Raw genomic sequence first — 20,651 nt, forward strand, 5'->3', positions numbered from 1 at the left:
GCGGTGGCCGAACCCGGTGACCTCGCCCAGGTGTGGAGCCTGGTCATCGCCGACCTCGCCGGACCCACGACGGATCCGGGTTCGCCCGGGCTGTCCGCGCAGCAGCGCGCCTTCCTGCGACTGACCCGCCCGCTCGGGCTCCTCGACGGCACGGCCCTGCTCGCCGCGCCCAGCGAGTTCGCGAAGGACGCGATCGAGCGGATCCTCCGGCGCCCGATCAGCGATGCCATCGGCCGGCACATGGGCGTGCAGGTGAACCTCGCGGTGGTGGTCGACGCCAACGCCGCCTCCGGCGGGACGGACGTCCCGGACCCGCCGTCGCGCGTGCGGCCCGGTGCCCCGTCGCTCGGCGAGATCGCCGACGGTCGGAGCCCGGTCGCGGCGGCACCCCTGCCCGGCATGGCGCCGCCGGCCCCGAACGGGTCGGACGGCACGGTGCACGACGCGCCCACTCCGCCGTCGGGCATCCCGGTGGACCCGGCCGCGGCCGCGGCGCTCCCCGAGCCCGCCGGGGTCGACCGCGTCGAGCCGCCGGCCCCCGGCGAGGTCGGCCCGCTCACCCCCGGCCGTCCCGAGGTGTGGCCGACCTACTCGGCCCCGCAGGCGGGCGACCCGGTCGCGCCGCGCTCGCAGACCCGGCTGAACGAGAAGTACACCTTCGACACCTTCGTCATCGGGGCGTCGAACCGCTTCTCGCACGCCGCGGCGGTGGCGGTGGCCGAGGCGCCGGCGCGCGCCTACAACCCGCTCTTCATCTGGGGCGAGTCCGGGCTGGGCAAGACCCACCTGCTGCACGCGGTGGGGCACTACGCCCAGCGGCTCTTCCCGGGGATGCGGGTGCGGTACGTCAGTACCGAGGAGTTCACGAACGACTTCATCAACTCCCTACGCGACGACCGCAAGGTCGCCTTCCAGCGCCGCTACCGGGACGTCGACGTCCTGCTGGTCGACGACATCCAGTTCCTGGAGGGAAAGGAGGGGACCCAGGAGGAGTTCTTCCACACCTTCAACACCCTCCACAACGCGAACAAGCAGATCGTCGTCTCCTCCGACCGGCCGCCGAAGCGTCTCGAGACCCTCGAGGACCGCATGCGCACGCGGTTCGAGTGGGGCCTGATCACCGACATCCAGCCGCCCGAGCTGGAGACGCGCATCGCGATCCTCCGGAAGAAGGCCGCGCAGGACCGGCTCGCCGTGCCCGGGGACGTACTGGAGTTCATCGCCGAGCGCATCGAGCGGAACATCCGCGAGCTCGAGGGCGCGCTGATCCGCGTGACGGCCTTCGCCTCGCTCAACCGGCAGCCGGTCGACACGCAGCTCGCCGAGATCGTGCTGCGCGACCTCATCCCCGACTCGGCCGCCTCCGAGATCACCGCGCCGACGATCATGGCGGTCACCGCCGAGTTCTTCGACGTGACGATGGAGGAGCTCTGCGGGCCGGGGAAGACGAAGGCCCTCGCCCAGGCCCGCCAGATCTCCATGTACCTGTGCCGCGAGCTCACCGACCTCTCGCTGCCGCGCATCGGACAGACCTTCGGCGGCCGCGACCACACCACGGTCATGCACGCGGACAAGAAGATCCGCAACGAGATCTCACTGCGTCGCAAGACCTTCGAGCAGGTGCAGGAGCTCACCGCCCGCATCAAGCAGCGCGCCCGGCACTGACCGCCCGGCACTGACCGCCCGGGGGTGCTGCCTCCCTCTCGGAGGAGCGGCACCCATCTCTCACGCGGGCGGCCGGGAGCGATCGGTCTCGCGCGGTCGCGAACTCGGGCTGTGGCGGGCGGCGCTGATCGTGCCAGGCAGACCTCGACGCAACAGCCTCCCGCACACCCGCCGGGGCCGCGGCACGCCTTCTCTTCCCGCTCACACACCCGCCGCTCGCTCCGCACATCCCGTCGACGCCCCCGCGCGACGCCACTTCGGGTGTGCGACCGATCGAGGATGACGCCTCCGCTCTGCCGACGCCCGGCGCCTGGCCTCCCGCGGACCCGCGACCGCTCGACACCGCACACCCGGAGTGGCCCGGCACATCCGTCGACGAGGTGTGCCGACGGTCGAAGCGGTATGGGACGGCGGCCGGCCGGATGTGCGACGGCCGATCAGTTGTGGGAGACGTCCGATCAGTTGTGCGAGCAGCGTCGTGGTCGGTTGCCGCCGCTGCTGCCGGGGATGGAGCAGCCGCCCGGGTGTGGACGCGGCGCCGCGACGCGCACACCCGCTCCGACCTGCCACACCTCTTCGATCCCGCTCCCACACCCGGAGAACACGCCGCACACCCCGTCGACGGCCCGCGCGACGCCACTCCGGATGTGCGACCGACCGAACGCGATGACTCTCTCTGCGAGCATCGCCCGGGACTCCCTCGAGCGCGTGCCCGAGCCGGCGATCGCGAGCGCTATCCGGCTCGTGCGCCGACCATGATCGGTACTGCCCCCGTCGGCCGACGTCTGTCCGACGAAGCGACCGCGAACGTCATCCCGCCCACGCGGACGCCCCTCGCCCGACTCGCCTGACAACGCCCGACTCGCGCTGCTGGATCTCCCGACTCGCGATGTCGAACTCCGACTCGTGGCGCCGGCCTCGCCCGGCTTGCGGTCCCGCCTGCTGACTCGGGACCCACACCTCCCGACTCGCGCTGCCACATCTCCCGACTCGCGGGGCGTCCGAGCAGCCGTGATGGTGAGTTGTCCCCAGCCATCCCTAGCCCCGAGAGCGCCGAACACCACGGGACTGGCCGAGCCGCCCGGTCTCGCACCGTCACCGCCTGCGCCGGACCACCTGCACCCACACGGCTCATCGCGAACGGGCCTCAGCGGCCGTCTCAGCGCCTCTGCGCAGCACGCGGAGTGACCGTCGCGGAGATCCACTTCCCTCCGCCGCCTCCCACACCTCCCGATCGCGATCTCCATCCGGTAGAGATCGAAATCGCCCGCGTGTCGCTCCCGCCCTCACCGCTCGTCGTCCGGTAGTGGGCGTTCGGCGCACGGCCGGCCCAGCGCCGGGCTCGCGGCGTGACCGTTCCGCTCACGGTCAGTTGCGGAACGTGTGCAGGGCGGGACTTCTGAGGGTGCCGCCCGTCGCCACCGGGTTGCCGCGACGACGCCGACCGGTCGCACAGCGTGGACGCACGGCCACGCTTCACCCACATCTGGGGACAACTCTGTGGATTGTCGTGCCGGAGCCCGTGGACGGACGCCCCGAGAACAGTGGACAACTCCCCACCGGGACGGGGATGGGCATCGGACAACCTCGCGAGAACGCCGGCCATCCACGGCCCGCCGCGTCCGTCCCGACTCGGTCCCGAGGCTCGGTCCCCAGGACGCCGCACCGCGCGACCTGCTGCGACGACGGCCATCCACACTGTGCACAGGCCCTGTCTCTGCTTCTGGAGTTCTCTCTTCGAGGAACTACAAGAGAAAGAAGGGGGTGGATGGAGGACACGGACGGGGCACGAGCCGATCTCCGCCGACCGCTCGCCGGACGGCGACCGGGCGACGTGACACCCGGACGCGGGAGGCTCTACGGTGAGTCGGCCGATCCCGGACCGCCGGGCCGTCGGCGGGATCCCGGGGCGCCGTTCGCGGCCGAGCCGCCGGACCCCGTCGGGGACCCACCTCGTCCGGGCTCCTCACAGCCCGTCCCGTGTGCCCGCCTCCCGGTCACACCCAGTGACCACCGGTGAAAGGTCTCCCTCGCCATGAAGTTCCGGGTCGAACGCGACGTCCTCGCCGACGCTGCCGCCTGGGTGGCACGCAGCCTGCCCGCGCGGCCGCCGGTTCCGGTCCTGGGCGGTGTCCTGATCGACGCCGCCTCGGGGGAGGGCGGCGACCGGCTCACGGTCTCCGGGTTCGACTACGAGACCTCGGCCCGCGTGGAGCTCGACGCGACGATCGGCGACCCGGGCCAGGTGCTGGTCTCCGGCCGGCTGCTCGCGGACATCACCCGCGCCCTGCCGAACAAGCCGGTCGACCTCGTCGTGGACGGCGCCCGGGCCACGATCAACTGCGGGAACAGCCGGTTCTCGCTGCCGATCATGCCGGTGGAGGACTACCCGCAGCTGCCGGCGATGCCGCAGCGCGCCGGCGCGGTCGACGCGGCGGAGCTGGCCGGGGCGGTCGCCCAGGTGGCCGTCGCCGCGGGCCGGGACGACACGCTGCCGATGCTCACCGGCGTCCGGCTCGAGATCGAGGGCTCACGGCTGACCCTGGCCGCCACCGACCGGTTCCGCCTCGCGGTCCGCGAGCTCGACTGGCAGCCCGAGGACGCCGGCGTGTCCACCGCCGTGCTCATTCCGGCGAAGACCCTCTCGGACGTGGCGAAGACGCTCGCCGGCGCCGGCACCGTCGAGATCGCGCTCTCCGCCGGCGACGGGATGCTCGGCATGACCGGCGGCGGCCGCCGCGCCACCACCCGCCTGCTCGACGCCGAGTTCCCGCGCTTCCGCCAGCTGATCCCGGCCGAGCACACCACCGCGGCCGAGCTGGAGGTCGCCGCGCTCGTCGAGGCGATCAAGCGCGTGTCGCTGGTCGCGGACCGGGTCGCGCAGATCCGGCTGGAGTTCGGCGAGGAGGGCCTGCGGCTCGCGGCCGGCGGCGAGGACGTCGGGAGCGCCGAGGAGGAGCTGCCCTGCGCGCTCGACGGCACCGCGCTGACCATCGCGTTCAACCCCGGCTACCTGCTCGACGCCCTCGGCGCGCTGCACACCGAGAAGGCGCAGCTCACGTTCACCACCCCGAACCGGCCCGCCCTGGTGCGCCCGGTCGTGCCGCCGGCCGACGGTGAGGACGCGGGCGACGCCCTCGCCGTTCCGGGGTACCTCCACCTGCTGATGCCGGTCCGCCTGCCGGGCTGAGCGGAGCTCGCGACGCGACCATCGGCGTCCGAGCGCGCCGCGCTCCGACTGATCGTCGCGCCGTCCGATGCGGCACGATGGGTCCGGCGCCGGCCGGCGCGGGGACCCACGAGCGAGCTGTAGGGAGCGGGACGTGCAACTCGGACTGATCGGCCTGGGCCGCATGGGCGGCAACATGCGGGACCGGGTGCGCGCGGCGGGCCACGAGGTCGTCGGGTTCGACCCGCGGCCCGAGGTGACCGACGTGCCGTCGGTCGAGGACCTCGCGAAGGCGCTGTCCGCGCCGCGGGTGGTCTGGGTGATGGTGCCCTCCGGCGAGCCGACCCGCTCCACGGTCCGCGCGCTGGCCGACATCCTCGAGCCCGGCGACCTGGTGATCGACGGCGGCAACTCCCGCTACACCGACGACGCCCCGAACGCGGATCTGTTGCGCGGCAAGGGGATCGGCTACGTCGACTGCGGTGTGTCCGGCGGCATCTGGGGCAAGGACAACGGCTACGGCCTGATGGCGGGCGGCGCCCCGGAGCACATCGAGCTCGCCATGCCGATCTTCGACGCGCTGCGGCCGGAGGGCCCGCGCGAGGAGGGCTTCGCCCACGCCGGCCCGGTCGGGGCCGGCCACTTCTCGAAGATGGTGCACAACGGCATCGAGTACGGCCTGATGCAGGCCTACGCCGAGGGTTTCGAGCTGATGGAGGCCTCGCCGCTGGTCGAGGACGTGCCCGGGGTGATCCAGGCGTGGTCGCGCGGCACCGTCGTGCGGTCCTGGCTGCTGGACCTGCTGGTCAACGCGCTGCGCGAGGACCCGCACCTGGCCGACCTCGAGGGCTACGTCGACGACTCCGGTGAGGGTCGGTGGACGATCGAGGAGGCCATCCAGCACGCCGTTCCGCTGCCGGTGATCTCCGCGGCGCTGTTCGCGCGGTTCGCCTCCCGGCAGGACGAGTCCCCCGCGATGAAGGCGGTCGCCGCGCTGCGCAACCAGTTCGGCGGGCACGCGGTGAAGAAGGCCGCCGGACCGGCCGGCGCCCCCGGCGACGTCGCGGGACCCAGCTCGGGCACCGGCTCCACCCACGGTTGAGGTAGACCTACGAGGTGCATCTCCGTCGGCTCGCCGTCGAGGACTTCCGCTCCTGGGAACGCGCGGAGCTCCTCCTGGAACCGGGCGTCACCGTCCTGGTCGGGGCCAACGGCGTCGGCAAGACGAACCTGGTCGAGGCGATCGGGTACCTCGCCACGCTCGGCTCGCACCGGGTCGCCACGGACGCCCCGCTGATCCGGCGCGGCGCCGAGCGCGCCATCGTCCGCGGCCAGGTCGTGCACCAGGGCCGCGAGCTGAACGTCGAGCTGGAGATCACCGCCGGCAAGGCCAACCGGGCGCGGGTGAACCGCGCGCCGGTGGCGCGCCCGCGCGAGATCCTCGGCATCCTGCGCAGCGTCCTGTTCGCGCCGGAGGATCTCGCCCTCGTCCGCGGCGACCCCGGCGAGCGCCGACGGTTCCTCGACGAGCTGCTCGTGGCGCGCTACCCGCGCTACGCCGGCGTGCGCAGCGACTACGAGCGCGTGCTGCGGCAGCGGTCCGCGCTGCTCAAGACCGCGCGCAACCGCCACGCCGACCTCTCCACCCTCGAGGTCTGGGACGGACACCTCGCCCGGCACGGCGCCGCGCTGCTGGCCGGCCGGCTCGACCTGGTCGAGGGGATCGCGCCGCACGCCGAGAAGGCGTTCGCCGAGGTGGCGCCCTCGTCGGATCCCTTGACGCTGGCCTACCGGTGCTCGATCCCCGGCGAGCTGCCCCTCTCACCACAGGAGCTGGAGGCGCTCCTCCTCGACGAGCTCGCCCAGGTGCGCCGGCAGGAGATCGAGCGCGGGGTGTGCCTGGTCGGCCCGCACCGCGACGACCTTCTGCTCAACCTCGGCGAGGGGCCGGCGAAGGGCTACGCGAGCCACGGCGAGTCGTGGGCGATCGCGCTCGCCCTGCGGCTGGCCTCGTACCGGCTGCTGAAGGCCGACGACGTCGAGCCCGTCCTCATCCTCGACGACGTGTTCGCCGAGCTGGACGCGCAACGGCGGCGCGCGTTGTCCGCGGTCGCCGCAGAGGCGGAGCAGGTCGTCGTGACGGCGGCGGTCGCGGAGGACGTCCCGGCGGAGCTGCTGGGGACGCGCTATGCGGTGGGCGGTGGATCGGCGGTACGGGTCGAACCGGACACACCACCCCCGAACACCACCTGACGTGCGACGGAACGGAAGACGTCGAGCGCCCTCCGGGCGGGCGCTCCTGGGGACAAGGTTGTGGATACTGTGGATAACTCCCGCTCCTCTCGTGACTCCCGTCACAACACACCGCCCGCCGCGACCGATCGACCGTCGGACCGGTCGGTAGCCCACAGCCCTGTCCACACCCCTGGGGACGAGACCGCTCGTACCGCTCGGCGCGACGGGGAGGATCCGGTCGGCGACGGTGAGCGACGCGGCGTGGACCTCGCCCGGGACGCGCTGGCGGCCGCCCGGGAGGCCAACGCCCAGAAGCGGCAGGAGCGGGAGGCCGAGCAGCGGGGCGTGCGGCCGAGGGGCTTCGGCCGCGGTCGCCGCCGGCGCTGGTCCGGCCCCGGCCCGGACAACCGCGACCCGCAGCCGTTCGGCCGGGTGGTGTCCCGGGTGGCGATGGACCGCGGCTGGTCCTCGCGGCTGACCGATGCGACGGTGCTGGGCCGCTGGCCCACGCTCGTCGGGCCGGACATCGCCGACCACTGCACGCCGGTCTCCCTGCGGGACGGCGAGCTGACCCTGCAGGCGGAGTCGACCGCGTGGGCCACGCAGCTCCGCACGTTGCAGCGCCAGCTGCTGCAGCGGCTCGCCGGGGCGGTGGGGCCGGACGTCGTGCGCCGGATCCGCGTGGTCGGGCCGAGCGGGCCGAGCTGGCGGCACGGCCCCCGCCACGTCCGCGGCCGCGGCCCCCGGGACACGTACGGCTGATCGGCCAGGGAGTGCTGTACCCGGGCGGCGGTCCGGGGAACGTCGGGACACGGACGGCTGACCCGCCCCGACGCACCTCCGCGACCAGCACGAACGGCGCTCCGGCTCACTAGGATGGAGCGAAGGTGCTGTTCGGTCATCCCGGCGGTGACGGGGCGGGGACGACCGTTCGCGTCCCGTCAGGGGCCCGCTCAGCGCCACATGACGCCGCAGGAGCGCCGTTCGACCCCCGTTCCCGCCGTCCGGACCCGTTTCGGCCCACGATCGCGCCGCTGTGACGATTCTGGACGTGTCCTAGCCGCATTCCTGTCGGGCCGGACCGGTAGAATCATCAGTAGTGCCGTGCGGGTCCCCGTGCCCCGCCCGGTCCTCGCCGGTACCGGCGCGTGTCCCGCGCGTCCCCGGGCCGGCTCTCGTGGCGAGGAGACCAACAGCCCGTGGCGGAGAAGAAGAGCGGCTACAGCGCGTCGTCGATCACGGTCCTCGAGGGCCTGGAGGCCGTCCGCAAGCGCCCCGGCATGTACATCGGCTCCACCGGCGAGCGCGGTCTGCACCACCTCATCTGGGAGGTCGTGGACAACGCGGTCGACGAGGCGATGGCCGGGTACGCGACGCGCGTCGAGGTGACCCTGACCGCCGACGGCGGCGTCCGCGTGGTGGACGACGGCCGCGGCATCCCGGTCGACATGCACCCGGTGGAGAAGAAGCCGGCCGTCGAGGTCGTGCTCACCGTGCTGCACGCCGGCGGCAAGTTCGACGGCAAGTCCTACGCGGTGTCCGGCGGCCTGCACGGCGTCGGCGTCTCGGTGGTGAACGCGCTGTCGAGCCGGCTGGACGTCGAGATCAACGTCGGGGGCCACGTCTGGACCCAGCGCTACGACCACTCCGTCCCCGGCGTCCTGCACAAGGGCGAGGCCACGAAGCGCACCGGCACCTCGATCACCTTCTGGGCCGACCCCACGATCTTCGAGACCACGACCTACAACCTCGAGACCATCCAGCGCCGGCTGCAGGAGATGGCGTTCCTCAACAAGGGGCTCACGATCGTCCTGCGCGACGAGCGCAACGGGGAGTCGGAGGAGGCCGAGGAGCCCGACGCCGAGGGCTTCGTCGCCAAGGTCAAGGAGCAGACCTTCCACTACCCGGGCGGCCTCGAGGACTTCGTCGCCCACCTCAACAAGAGCAAGGACCCGATCCACCGCAAGGTCATCGGCTACACCGGCGAGGGCCCCGGGCACCAGATCGAGGTCGCGATGCAGTGGAACTCGGGCTACTCCGAGTCCGTCTACACGTTCGCGAACACGATCAACACGCACGAGGGCGGTACCCACGAGGAGGGCTTCCGCTCCGCGCTGACCACCACGGTCAACCGGTACGCGCGGGACAAGAAGCTGCTCAAGGAGAAGGACCCGGCCCTGTCCGGGGACGACATCCGCGAGGGCCTCGCCGCGATCGTGTCGGTCAAGGTCGCCGAACCGCAGTTCGAGGGCCAGACGAAGACCAAGCTCGGCAACACCGAGGTCAAGTCGTTCGTGCAGAAGATCAGCAACGAGTGGCTCTCGGACTGGTTCGAGCGCAACCCGGCCGAGGCCAAGATCATCGTGAACAAGGCGGTGTCGTCGGCGCAGGCCCGGCTGGCGGCCCGCAAGGCCCGCGAGCTGGTCCGGCGCAAGAGCGCGGGCGACATCGGCGGTCTGCCGGGCAAGCTGGCGGACTGCCGCTCCACGGACCCGACGAAGTCCGAGGTCTACATCGTGGAGGGCGACTCCGCGGGCGGCTCGGCCAAGTCCGGCCGGGACTCGATGTACCAGGCGATCCTGCCGATCCGCGGCAAGATCATCAACGTCGAGAAGGCCCGGATCGACCGCGTCCTCAAGAACACCGAGGTCCAGTCGATCATCACGGCGCTGGGCACCGGCATCCACGAGGAGTTCGACCTCGCGAAGCTGCGGTACCACAAGATCGTGCTGATGGCCGACGCGGACGTCGACGGCCAGCACATCCGCACGCTGCTGCTCACGCTGCTGTTCCGGTTCATGCGTCCGCTCGTCGAGGCCGGCCACGTCTTCCTGGCGAACCCGCCGCTCTACAAGATCAAGTGGTCCGGCCGCGGTTCGGAGCCGGAGTTCGCCTACTCCGACGCGGAGCGGGACGGGCTGATCGCGGCCGGTCGCGAGGCCGGCAAGAAGCTGCCCAAGGACGAGGGCGTGCAGCGGTACAAGGGCCTCGGCGAGATGAACGCCAAGGAGCTCTGGGAGACGACCATGGACCCGGCGCACCGGATGCTCTCCCGCGTCACCCTCGACGACGCCGCCACGGCGGACGAGCTGTTCTCCGTCCTGATGGGCGAGGACGTGGAGTCGCGGCGTTCCTTCATCACCCGCAACGCGAAGGACGTGCGCTTCCTGGACGTCTAGATCGCACGAGTGTCTTGGACGGACGTATGGATCGCACGTGAGAGAAGGACGATGACCGACACCCTGGACCCCACGCTCCCACCGGGCGGGCCCGCGAACGGCGGCGCCGGCGGTGGCGACCGGATCGAGCCGGTCGACATCCAGCACGAGATGCAGCGCTCGTACATCGACTACGCGATGAGCGTGATCGTCGGGCGCGCCCTGCCGCTGGTCGAGGACGGTCTCAAGCCGGTGCACCGGCGCGTCCTCTACTCGATGGGGGAGAACGGCTTCCGGCCGGACCGTTCCTACGTCAAGTGCGCCCGCGTCGTCGGCGAGGTGATGGGTAACTACCACCCGCACGGCGACTCGGCGATCTACGACGCGCTGGTCCGGCTCGCCCAGCCGTGGTCGATGCGCTACCCGCTGATCGACGGGCAGGGCAACTTCGGCTCCCGGGGCAACGACCCCGCGGCGGCCATGCGGTACACGGAGTGCCGCCTCTCGCCGCTCGCCCTCGCGATGTTGCAGGACATCAACGAGGACACCGTCGACCTGATCGACAACTACGACGGAAAGACGCAGGAGCCCGTCGTCCTGCCGTCGCGGGTGCCCAACCTGCTGATCAACGGCTCCGTCGGCATCGCCGTCGGCATGGCCACGAACATCCCGCCGCACAACCTGCGCGAGGTCGGCGAGGGCGTGGTCTGGGCGCTGGACAACCACGAGGCGTCGGACGAGGAGCTCCTCGACGCGCTCATGGCCCGCATCAAGGGCCCGGACTTCCCGACGGCCGGCCTGATCGTGGGGCGGGACGGCATCGAGTCGGCCTACCGCACGGGCCGCGGCTCGGTCCGGATGCGCGCGGTCGTCGAGGTCGAGGAGGACGCCAAGGGGCGCACCACCCTCGTCGTCACCGAGCTGCCGTACCAGGTCAACCCGGACAACCTCGTCGAGTCGATCGCCTCGATGATCCGGGACGGCAAGCTCACCGGGATCTCCGAGATCAACGACGAGTCGTCCGACCGCGTCGGCATGCGGATCGTCTTCACGCTGAAGCGCGACGCCGTGGCCAAGGTCGTGCTGAACAACCTCTACAAGCACAGCCAGCTGCAGTACAGCTTCGGCGTCAACATGCTGGCGATCGTCGACGGCGTGCCCCGCACGTTGCGGCTGGACCAGGTCGTCCGGAACTACATCCGGCACCAGATCGAGGTCATCGTCCGGCGCACCCGCTACCGGCTGCGCAAGGCCGAGGAGCGGGCCCACATCCTGCGTGGTCTGGTCAAGGCGCTCGACGCGCTCGACGAGGTCATCGCGCTGATCCGGGCGTCGGAGACGGTCGACGTCGCACGGCAGGGCCTCATCGACCTGCTCGAGGTCGACGAGATCCAGGCCCAGGCGATCCTGGACATGCAGCTCCGCCGCCTGGCGGCCCTGGAGCGGCAGAAGATCGTCGACGAGCTGGCCGAGATCGAGCTCGAGATCGCCGACTACGAGGACATCCTCGCCCGGCCCGAGCGACAGCGGCAGATCGTCCGCGACGAGCTCATGGAGATCGTCGACAAGCACGGCGACGAGCGGCGCACCCGCCTCGTCGCCGACGACGGCGACGTCACCAACGAGGACCTCATCGCCGTCGAGGACGTGGTCGTCACGATCACCGAGACCGGCTACGCGAAGCGCACCAAGACGGACCTGTACCGCGCGCAGAAGCGCGGCGGCAAGGGCGTGCAGGGCGCCACCCTGAAGCAGGACGACATCGTCGCCCACTTCTTCGTGTGCTCCACGCACGACTGGATCCTGTTCTTCACGAACAAGGGCCGCGTGTACCGGCTCAAGGCCTACGAGCTGCCCGAGGCGAACCGCAACGCCCGGGGCCAGCACGTCGCCAACCTGCTGGCCTTCCAGCCGGACGAACACATCGCCCAGGTCATGCAGATCAAGGACTACCAGGCCGCGCCCTATCTCGTCCTCGCGACGAGAAACGGCCTGGTGAAGAAGTCCCGGCTCGAGGACTTCGACTCCAACCGCTCCGGCGGCCTGATCGGCATCAACCTGCGGGACGAGGACGAGCTGATCGGCGCGGTGCTCTGCGCCGCGGACGACGACCTGCTGCTCGTCTCCGCCGAGGGACAGTCGATCCGGTTCACCGCCAGCGACGAGGTGCTGCGCCCGATGGGCCGGGCCACGTCCGGCGTGCTGGGCATGCGCTTCAACGACGGGGACCGGCTGCTGTCGATCGGCGTGGTCCAGCCGGACCGCTTCGTCCTGGTCGCCACCGCGGGCGGGTACGCGAAGCGCACCCCGATCGAGGACTACCCGGTCCAGGGACGCGGCGGCAAGGGAGTGTTGACCCTCCAGTACGACCGCCGCCGTGGCACGCTGGTCGGCGCGCTCATCGTCGGGATCGACGACGAGCTGTACGCGATCACGTCGACCGGCGGCGTCATCCGGACCTCGGCCCGCGAGGTGCGGAAGGCCGGCCGGCAGACGAAGGGGGTGCGCCTCATGAACCTCGGCGAGAACGCCACGCTGCTGGCGGTCGCGCGCAACGCGGAGGACGATGCGGACGCCCCCGAGGTGACCGGCTGAGGCCGGCCCACCGGGTGACCCCGCTGTCCCGCACGATGTCCTGCACGCCGACCGACGAGGAGTGCTCCACCTCGTGAGCGAGAACGAAGAGCCGGCGACGCCGCCGGGCGCCAAGGACGAGGGGCGTGTCGCCACGGACAGCCCCGACTCGCCCCAGCTGCCCGCCGACGGGGCCGCGGCGGCGCCGGCCGAGGCCGACACGGCCGAGGACCGGACCACGCCCGCGGCCGCGGAGGCGGCCGGGAACGGGGCCGTGGGTTCCGCGACCTCGACCAACGGGTCGTCGTCCAACGGGTCCGGGTCGGCCGCGGCCACCGCGGCGGAGCCGGCGAGTGCCGACGGCGCCTCGGCGCGGCCGGTGCCGAGCCCGCGCCCCGAGGCCGCATCGGGTTCCGCCGCGGCGAGGTCCGAGGCCACGGCGGCGGGGGAGACCCAGCAGGTCCAGCCGGGCACGGTGCCGACGCCTCCGCCGTGGCGGCGGGCGCAGGGCGACGAGGGCGCCGAGGGCGCGGAGACGGTGCGCACGCCCCGTCCGGCCCCGCAGCGCTCGCCCGCGGTGGACTCGCTGCTCAGCGAGGCGCCCACGGCCTACATCGACCGGAGCGGGTCGCCCGGCGCCGAGGGGGCCGCGGGAGCGGCAGCCGCGGCCGGGACCGCGACCCTCCCGGGCGGGTCCCAGGCCGAGGTGCACGCCGAGGTGCCGAATGTGGCCGGCCGAGCGCCGCGGCAGGCGCTGCTGCAGGTCAAGCGGTTCGACCCGTGGTCGGTGCTGAAGCTGGCGCTGGTCCTGGCCGTGGTGCTGTTCTTCATCTGGCTCGTGGCCGTCGGCGTGCTGTACGGCGTGCTCGACGGCATGGGCGTCTGGGACCGGCTCAACGGCACCTACGCCGACCTTGTCTCCGGCGGCGGCGAGGGCGGCGGAGGCTCGCTCATCAGCGCCGGCAGCGTCTTCGGCTTCGCCGCGATCATCGGCGCGATCAACAGCCTGCTGTTCGCGGTGGCACTCACCGTGGGCGCGTTCGTCTACAACGTCTCCGCCGACCTCGTCGGTGGGATCGAGGTCACGCTCTCCGAGCGCGACTGAGGTCCGCCCGTGGCGGCCCGGCGACGGGCCGCCGACCTGCGGATTCGCCTCCCGCCCCGGTTCGAGGGGCCGGTGCGGGAGGCCGGCGGGGGCTCATGTACAGTCGTTCCTGCCGCAGGGGCCTATAGCTCAGTTGGTTAGAGCGCATCGCTGATAACGATGAGGTCGCTGGTTCAAATCCAGCTAGGCCCACTCCTCTGGCACCGGCTCCGAAGGTGATCGACGTGAAGAAGCTCCTCGCTCTCGTCGCCGCAGCCGGCGCCGCGATCCTGGTCCTCCTCAAGGTCAAGAGCCGTCCCGCCGAGGACCCCTGGCACGAAGCCACGAAGTAGGACGCCCGCACCTCGGGCCGCACGCGGTAGCGTGGGCCCCACGGGGACGTAGCTCAATTGGCAGAGCACCGCCTTTGCAAGGCGGGGGTTAGGGGTTCGATTCCCCTCGTCTCCACCACCTCTGACCAGCACTAACGCTAGTTGCAGGATCGCTCGACCACTGTGATGGCAATGACAAGGCAATGGCTACCGTCGCTGTGTGGCCAACAACCCGCCGAAGCCCCGCGCCGAGGGGATCATCCGGCGCCGGGGCAACTCCTTCCAGGCGATCCTCTTCGCCGGTACGGACGCGGTCACCGGACGGCAGCTCTACCTGTGCGGCTCCAGCACCGACGAGGCCGAGGCCAAGAAGATGCTGCGCAAGTTCATCCGCGGCGCGATCACCGCGGCGCAGCGTTGGGGCTGGATCGCCTCCAACCCGGCCGAGCTGGCCCGCATTCCACGCCTCCCCGCCCCGGACCCCGACCCGCCTACAACCAGCCGAGGCCGCTGCTCTCGTGGCCGCCGCGTGGGAGGAGGGGCCGGACTGGGGCACACTTGTGTGGGTCGCGATGGTGACGGGCATGCGGCGAGCTGAGCTGCTGGCGCTGCGCTGGTCGGACATTGACCTGGAGCACGGCGCCGTCCACGTCCGCCGCAACCACGTGCGCGTGACGGGCAGGAACATCGAGAAGGACAGGGCGGCGAGTAGTCGGCGGCGGCGTGGCGGGCGGCTTCTGAGTCAACGTCCTCGAGTAGGCAGGTGGGCGTCTCCTGCCGATTGATGGGGGCGAGGACGAGGCTGGTCCCTCCCGGCGCCCTGACGGCTGCGGTCGCCCGCTCAGCCGCCGCCCGGTACTACCACCCGCCCACCTCCATAGAGCGGCGTACTCCTCGAGGACGTCCCCTCCGGGCGGGTGAGCCTCGGCCTCACTGCGCGATCGCCAGGCGGACGCTACTGATGGTCGGCGAGCGCATCCTTGACGTCATGGTAGAGCCTGAGCAGCTGGTCAAGCCCACTGAGCTGCAGCGGGCGGATTACTGGCCGTGTCCCGTCGACGACGATGCGAAGGGGGCCGACGGGGGCGAGCTGTTGCTCGGCCTCCGCCGCGGCTTCTATCAGCGTCGCGAGGCCTGCCGACCCCAGGAAGGTCACCCTGGTCAGGTCGAGGATCAACGGCCGGTTGCTCAGTCGGCTCAGGGCATCGGCGATGGCAGCCCGAAGGGCCGGCGTGGTCGCGTAGTCGAGTTCTCCAGCCACGCAGACGACGACGGCATCGGCGCGATCGGCGATGCTGATCGACGCTGATTCGTTCGCCGAGCGAGTCGACATGCCCTCGCTGTCGTTCATGCCCGTAACGTAGCTACGGCTCCGGCCCGGCGCTTGCCGACGGGGATGCTGCTCGGCTGTGCCGTCGGATATCGCGTCGCGTTCCAGGCCGGCACTTCCCCGATTGATCCCTATGCTCAGCGCCATGTCTGACGCGAACGGGCGGGTGTCGGATCTTCGCGTGCTGCTGGAGCGTGTCGAGGAGGCCCCGCCCTTCGACGCGATCGACGTCGCAGCCGACGAGCTTGCGACGATGCTCGACGCGCGTGCGGTCCGTCTTCTCGTCGCGGACTACAGCGGCCGAGTTCTCGTCCGGCTCGGGCGCACTCCGGACGCGACGGGTGGGCGGACGCAGGGCAGCGAGAACGCCGAGTCCGTGCCCCTGGCGGGAACCGCGTACGACGAGGTGCTGCGCACTCAGCAGGTCGCGGTACGCGAGCTCGACGAGGGCACACTAGTGACTGCTCCGGTGACCGTGCGCGGAGACGCCATCGGCGTGATGGATCTCGTGCTCACCACCCGCCCGACCAGCGAGCAGGTCGCGGACATCGCGGGCATCGGACACTTTCTCGGCCACATCGTGGTCGTCAACCGGCGCTATACGGATCTGTTCGAGTGGGGACAACGCACCACCGCCCTCTCCCTGTCCGCGGAGATCCAGCGGCGGCTCCTGCCGCCCGCATTCACCTGCGAGGCGGGGCAGTTCACCCTGGCCGGCTGGCTCGAACCCGCCAGCACCGTCGGCGGCGACACCTTCGACTACACGCTCGACCGGGAGGCCCTGCACCTGTCGATCACCGACGCCGCGGGCCACGACGTGGAAGCGGCGATGCTCGCTACGGTCCTCGTCAGCGCGCTTCGCAAGGCCCGCCGTGCGGGAATGGACCTCTACTCGCAGGTCACCAGCGCCAACGACGAGCTCACAACGCACTCCTCGGTGGGCTGGTTCGTCACCGGCCAAGTTGTCCGGATCGACCTGGACCGCAAGACCGCGATCATCGTCAACGCCGGCCATCCGAGCCCTCTTCGGCTGCGCCGGGGCCGGGTCGAGGAGATCAAGCTGGCCATCGACATACCGTTCGGCCTCGAGCCCGGCAGATCCTTCCAGCTACAGCCCCTCGCGCTCGAACCCGGCGACCGGATCGTGTTCGTCACGGACGGAATGCTCGAACGAAACGCCGCTGACCTGGACTTCCACACCACGCTCCGGGACACCGCCCACTTGCATCCGCGCGAGGTCGTGCACGCGCTCGGCGCGGCGGTCCTCCGGATCACCGGTGGCAACCTGCGCGACGACGCCACCGTGCTCTGCCTCGACTGGTACGGCGGGTCGACGGGTCGCAAGTCCCACCACGGGGCCAGTCAGGAGCATGCCTCCCCATGAGCGGAGAGCAGCCCTGTCGCGGCTGGTACCTGCCGGCTCGGTTCATTACTGCGACGGCACTCGGCCAGGTGGGTGGTCGCTGGCCGCGGCGGCGAGTCGGGCCGGATCCGGTCGGAGGCGACGGCGCAGGCGGATGGACTCGGGCAGGCGGAACCTCGACGACGCGCTGACGCTGCTGCCGACGCCGGCCGCCCGGGGCGCGTGTCGAGGAGCCGGGTACGTCGAGCAGGAAGGCTGGCCGCTGTCGGAGACGTGCACCGCCTGCTGCCGACGCCGACTGCGACGGACGCGAAGGGCGCGAGGAACGCGACGTCAGGCCGGAGGCCGGACAGCTGGTACCACTCGGGCGAGACGCTGCTCGACGTGTTCTGTGAGGGTTCGTTGGCGGGTCGTCGGGTGTCGCCGACGCCGACGGTGATGGACTCCGAGAACTCGGGCCCGGGCAGTCGGGCAGCCACGGGACGACGCTGACGGACGCGGCGCGGGACGTCGCGACGGGCTCGCCTGCCACGTCGCGTGGGGGACCACGCGCCCGCGATCGAGCGGTGGGAGCGGATCACACAACGAGTAGCCCCGCCTCCCACGATCACGGGGAAGCGGGGCGGACAGCAGCTGTCGCCGCTGTTCGTATGGATGATGGGCCTGCCCGAGGGCTGGGTGACCCCGTGCCGGGCATGACCCGGAACGCCGCGCTCAAGGTGCTCGTCAGGCCGAGCTGGCGCTGGGCTGGCTGCTCGCTACCGCTGAACCGGGGTGGAAGGCGCAGCATGACCTGCACGTGTGCCCGCGGCTGCGGCCGGTTCCCGCCTACCGCCACCCGGACTCGTGCACACCGCTGATATCGGCAGGGTGAGCCAGTCCGCTACTGCTGGATCTGGCGACTGGCGGGTGGATTGCGCCAGCACGCACGGCGAGGGCGCCTCGTTCCGCTGTAGCGGGACGAGGCGCCCTCGGGTCCTGCTGCGTTCGTCAGGCGATGGAGCGCACGTTGGACTGGTCGTCCTGGCGGCTGTTGGCCGCGGCGTCGGTGTCGACGATGGCGCGCAGGATGAGCCCGCCCTGCAGTTTCACCAGCCGCGAGGTCAGCGTGGTGAGGTAGCGGACGCCGACCCGCGGGTCCAGCATGGTGCGCGGCTTGAGGTTCAGCGCCGCCTGCATGACCTTGGACGCGAGCTCGGTGGTGTCGGGCTGGTGGAGCCAGGCCGGGCCGGTCGGGCCCTGCGGCCCCTGCACTCCGGGCACGCCAACCGCCCCGGCCGGACCCTCCGGGCCCTGTACACCCTGCGGGCCCTGCAGGCCACGGACGCCGGGCTCACCCAGCTCGCCCCGCTCGCCCCGCTCACCTTGCAGGCCGCGCGGGCCTTTCTCGCCCTTCTCCCCGGTCTCGCCGATCACGCCGCGCTGGCCCTGTGCACCGGGTAGACCCCTGGCGCCCTGCGGCCCCTGCTCACCTCGCTCGCCGGCCAGACCGACGAGGCCGTGCGGACCCTTGTCGCCCTGCGGCCCCTGCTCACCCTGCTTGCCGGGCAGGCCGGTGGAGCCGGGCAGGCCCACAGCGCCCTGTGGGCCGGTCTCACCCTCGCGCCCTTGCTCGCCTTCGGGGCCCTGCTCGCCCTCGGGGCCCTGCTCGCCGCGCGGACCGATGGGTCCCTTGTCGCCGCGCTCACCGGCCGGGCCGACGGGACCGGTCGGGCCCTTGTCGCCCTTGTCGCCGGCGGGGCCGACCGGGCCCTGGGGGCCCTTGTCCCCGCGCTCACCGTCCGGGCCTGCGGGACCGGTCGAGCCTTGGGGGCCCTGGTCGCCGCGCTCACCGTCCGGGCCGACCGGGCCGGTCCGGCCCTGGTCGCCCTGGTCGCCGCGCTCACCGTCCGGGCCGACCGGGCCCTTCAGGCCCCGGTCGCCCTCCTCGACGGTCACGTCGACGGGAACCGGGACGGTCGTCTCCTTGCGCACGGCGGTGGTTCGCTGGTGTGACTGAGCCATTGTGTGGAAGTACCTCTCGTAAGCAGCGGGCAGCGCCAGAAGATCAGCCACCTGCGGTCTCTGAATTCGTCCCGGCCCTTGTAGGGGGCTGGGTTGATGCTGTTGGAGCCGGCCCGGCTGCCGCCGACTGCGCGGCGTCCGGGCCGAAGCGCGGGTCAGGCTTCGTAGCGCTCGCGGCTACCGGCCTTGGCCAACCCACGACTGATCATGTAGCCGATCGTGAGCAGAGTGACGTAGAACCAGGCCTTGTCAGCCAGGAAGACATCGCCGCGTCCGTCGCCGTCTCCGACGAGGTGGGAGGCGATCAGCACCCCGGCAACGGCGACGAGGTAGACGACGAACTCGGTCGTCTTGAACGCGGCCTTCGTCTCGGTGGTACGGCGAGGGGACGCAGCCGTGACGGCCCCGTCGTGCAGGGCGGCCTGGCTGGGCGTGGTAGCAGACATGAGTCTCCGTAATCGGGGCCGCATCGAGGTTCGTAGCCAGACGAACGGACACGCTACGGCCCAGGGCTACGATGTAGACGTTAGACGTCGACCGACGGCGTAGCCATAGATGGAGACTTTGAACCTAAGGAGGTTTAATGACCGACGCCACCGACACGCGGCGGCCCATCGGTCCGCAGTCGTCCTCCGGGCGCCGACATGGCCTGACCCGGGACCAGGTCCTGACCGCCGCGCTGAAGATCGTTGACGAGAGCGGTGTCGAGGCCTTGACGATGCGCCGGCTCGGGCAGGCCCTCGAGCGCAATCCGATGGCGATCTACCGGCACGCCACCAGCAAGGAGGACCTGCTCGACGGCGTCGTCGAACAGGTCGCCGCCGAGCTCGTCACCTCCAGCCCACCCGAGCAGGACCGGGACGATGGCGGGGACAACGGCTGGGAGAACGCTCTGCGCCGTACGGCACACACGTTCCGCCGAGTCGCGCTGGCCCACCCCAATGTGGTGCCGCTGTTGGTGACCCGACCGCTGTCCGGCCCGCTGGCCTCGCGCCCCCTGGGCACGCTGCTGCCGTTCGAAGAGCTACTCGAGGTGTTCATCAGCGCCGGGTTCGACAACCACGGTGCGCTCCACGCGGCACGCCTGTTCACCGGCTTCCTCTACGGCCACGTCATCCACGAACTGCAGGAGCGGGTGCACGCCCCCGACGAGACCGACGACCTGCTCCGCCTCGGACTGCACCGGCTACGGGTCACGCAGTTCCCCCGGCTGCGCTCGCTGGCCGCCGAGCTCGCCGCCTACGACGGCGCCACCGAACTGGACGAGGGACTCGCCATCCTGCTCGCCGGCCTCCGCAGCCAGCTGCTCACCTGACGGAACCGACACCCGGGGACGCCTCCACTCCGACTCCCGTGCCCTGGCCCGCGATGCGGCCACCGCGGCAAGGGCGGCATCGTCGAGCCGGTCGAGCAGCCGGTCGAGCAGCCGCCAGCAGGTCGAGTCCGACGCCACCGGCCCGAACAGGCTTGCTGGTCCGCCAGCACCGCGATCTCGGAGATCGTGGTCGCGCCATCGGCAACCGCCCCGGCCAGATCGATCAGCACCCGTCCCGGGTCATGCCGGGCGCGCGGGCGCCAACAGCCCGCCCAGCACCTCGGACAGCTCGCCATACGGGTGGTGCGATCCGCAACATCGGCCAGCAGCCGGGACCCGACATGCGCGACCACCCCGGCCCCGTCCGCGGTCACGACGATCTTCGGACGGGTGGTTGTAGCCTGCACCTGGAAAGTGCCTCC

15 protein-coding genes and 2 tRNA genes are annotated in these 20,651 nt (G+C 71.6%); 14 read left to right on the forward strand and 3 right to left on the reverse strand.

Annotated features, from left to right (window positions below; translation table 11 throughout):
- Positions 1 to 3 precede the first annotated feature (3 nt).
- The 12 genes from dnaA to ACQP04_RS00060 all read left to right on the forward strand — a co-directional run bounded on the left by dnaA (position 4) and on the right by ACQP04_RS00060 (position 14,815).
- Complete coding sequence (dnaA, locus tag ACQP04_RS00005) at positions 4 to 1,665, forward strand: chromosomal replication initiator protein DnaA (protein ID WP_433505050.1); 1,662 nt, start codon at positions 4 to 6, stop codon at positions 1,663 to 1,665.
- A 2,035-nt stretch (positions 1,666 to 3,700) separates the two neighbouring features.
- Positions 3,701 to 4,855, forward strand: coding sequence for a DNA polymerase III subunit beta (gene dnaN, locus ACQP04_RS00010; RefSeq protein ID WP_433505051.1), 1,155 nt, complete (start codon positions 3,701 to 3,703; stop codon positions 4,853 to 4,855).
- A gap of 133 nt (positions 4,856 to 4,988) precedes the next feature.
- Positions 4,989 to 5,936 carry a phosphogluconate dehydrogenase (NAD(+)-dependent, decarboxylating) gene (gene gnd, locus ACQP04_RS00015; RefSeq protein ID WP_433505052.1) on the forward strand — a complete coding sequence of 316 codons (948 nt, stop codon included), beginning with the start codon at positions 4,989 to 4,991 and terminating at the stop codon, positions 5,934 to 5,936.
- 14 nt (positions 5,937 to 5,950) lie between these two features.
- Positions 5,951 to 7,087, forward strand: a complete 1,137-nt coding sequence (gene recF / locus ACQP04_RS00020; RefSeq protein ID WP_433505053.1) for a DNA replication/repair protein RecF — start codon at positions 5,951 to 5,953, stop codon at positions 7,085 to 7,087.
- A 243-nt stretch (positions 7,088 to 7,330) separates the two neighbouring features.
- Positions 7,331 to 7,831 carry a DUF721 domain-containing protein gene (locus ACQP04_RS00025; RefSeq protein WP_433505054.1) on the forward strand — a complete coding sequence of 167 codons (501 nt, stop codon included), beginning with the start codon at positions 7,331 to 7,333 and terminating at the stop codon, positions 7,829 to 7,831.
- A 437-nt stretch (positions 7,832 to 8,268) separates the two neighbouring features.
- On the forward strand, positions 8,269 to 10,248 hold the full coding sequence (gene gyrB / locus ACQP04_RS00030) for a DNA topoisomerase (ATP-hydrolyzing) subunit B (RefSeq protein ID WP_433505055.1): 1,980 nt from the start codon (positions 8,269 to 8,271) through the stop codon (positions 10,246 to 10,248).
- 51 nt (positions 10,249 to 10,299) lie between these two features.
- Entirely contained in the window at positions 10,300 to 12,822 is a 2,523-nt protein-coding gene (gyrA, locus tag ACQP04_RS00035) for a DNA gyrase subunit A (protein ID WP_433505056.1), read from the forward strand.
- 358 nt (positions 12,823 to 13,180) lie between these two features.
- Positions 13,181 to 13,906, forward strand: coding sequence for a DUF3566 domain-containing protein (locus ACQP04_RS00040; RefSeq protein WP_433508508.1), 726 nt, complete (start codon positions 13,181 to 13,183; stop codon positions 13,904 to 13,906).
- Between the two features lie 118 nt (positions 13,907 to 14,024).
- Positions 14,025 to 14,098: transfer RNA gene (locus ACQP04_RS00045), tRNA-Ile, on the forward strand.
- A gap of 32 nt (positions 14,099 to 14,130) precedes the next feature.
- The gene (locus tag ACQP04_RS00050; protein ID WP_433505057.1) at positions 14,131 to 14,238 is read left to right on the forward strand and encodes a DLW-39 family protein; all 108 of its coding nucleotides are present in this window, start codon (positions 14,131 to 14,133) and stop codon (positions 14,236 to 14,238) included.
- Between the two features lie 42 nt (positions 14,239 to 14,280).
- A tRNA-Ala gene (locus tag ACQP04_RS00055) sits at positions 14,281 to 14,356 on the forward strand.
- Positions 14,357 to 14,437: 81 nt separating this feature from the next.
- On the forward strand, positions 14,438 to 14,815 hold the full coding sequence (locus ACQP04_RS00060) for a hypothetical protein (protein WP_433505058.1): 378 nt from the start codon (positions 14,438 to 14,440) through the stop codon (positions 14,813 to 14,815).
- A gap of 357 nt (positions 14,816 to 15,172) precedes the next feature.
- Here the strand turns inward: ACQP04_RS00060 and ACQP04_RS00065 are convergent, their stop codons facing one another.
- Positions 15,173 to 15,568, reverse strand: a complete 396-nt coding sequence (locus ACQP04_RS00065; protein ID WP_433505059.1) for an STAS domain-containing protein — start codon at positions 15,566 to 15,568, stop codon at positions 15,173 to 15,175.
- A 58-nt stretch (positions 15,569 to 15,626) separates the two neighbouring features.
- Here ACQP04_RS00065 and ACQP04_RS00070 point away from each other — a divergent pair, with 58 nt between their 5' ends.
- Complete coding sequence (locus ACQP04_RS00070; RefSeq protein ID WP_433505060.1) at positions 15,627 to 16,931, forward strand: PP2C family protein-serine/threonine phosphatase; 1,305 nt, start codon at positions 15,627 to 15,629, stop codon at positions 16,929 to 16,931.
- Positions 16,932 to 17,900: 969 nt separating this feature from the next.
- Here the strand turns inward: ACQP04_RS00070 and ACQP04_RS00075 are convergent.
- Together ACQP04_RS00075 and ACQP04_RS00080 are read right to left on the reverse strand one after the other, a co-directional pair.
- On the reverse strand, positions 17,901 to 18,914 hold the full coding sequence (locus ACQP04_RS00075) for a hypothetical protein (protein WP_433505061.1): 1,014 nt from the start codon (positions 18,912 to 18,914) through the stop codon (positions 17,901 to 17,903).
- A 155-nt stretch (positions 18,915 to 19,069) separates the two neighbouring features.
- A complete protein-coding gene (locus tag ACQP04_RS00080; protein WP_433505062.1) occupies positions 19,070 to 19,360 on the reverse strand; it encodes a hypothetical protein in 291 nt (96 codons plus the stop codon).
- A gap of 137 nt (positions 19,361 to 19,497) precedes the next feature.
- Between ACQP04_RS00080 and ACQP04_RS00085 the strand changes: the two genes are divergently transcribed.
- Positions 19,498 to 20,229: a TetR/AcrR family transcriptional regulator gene (locus ACQP04_RS00085; protein WP_433505063.1), complete on the forward strand. Its 732-nt coding sequence runs from the start codon at positions 19,498 to 19,500 to the stop codon at positions 20,227 to 20,229.
- Positions 20,230 to 20,651: the final 422 nt, after the last annotated feature.

The organism is Pseudonocardia halophobica, from assembly GCF_050948485.1.
Taxonomy (GTDB): Bacteria; Actinomycetota; Actinomycetes; order Mycobacteriales; family Pseudonocardiaceae; genus Pseudonocardia; species Pseudonocardia halophobica.

Bases quoted from the DNA above. Each gene is read 5' to 3' on its own strand.
- dnaN (WP_433505051.1), top strand. From the start codon at position 3,701: ATGAAGTTCCGGGTCGAACGCGACGTCCTCGCCGACGCTGCCGCCTGG.
- gyrA (WP_433505056.1), top strand. From the start codon at position 10,300: ATGACCGACACCCTGGACCCCACGCTCCCACCGGGCGGGCCCGCGAAC.
- ACQP04_RS00065 (WP_433505059.1), bottom strand. From the start codon at position 15,568: ATGAACGACAGCGAGGGCATGTCGACTCGCTCGGCGAACGAATCAGCG.
- ACQP04_RS00075 (WP_433505061.1), bottom strand. From the start codon at position 18,914: ATGGCTCAGTCACACCAGCGAACCACCGCCGTGCGCAAGGAGACGACC.
- ACQP04_RS00080 (WP_433505062.1), bottom strand. From the start codon at position 19,360: ATGTCTGCTACCACGCCCAGCCAGGCCGCCCTGCACGACGGGGCCGTC.
- ACQP04_RS00085 (WP_433505063.1), top strand. From the start codon at position 19,498: ATGACCGACGCCACCGACACGCGGCGGCCCATCGGTCCGCAGTCGTCC.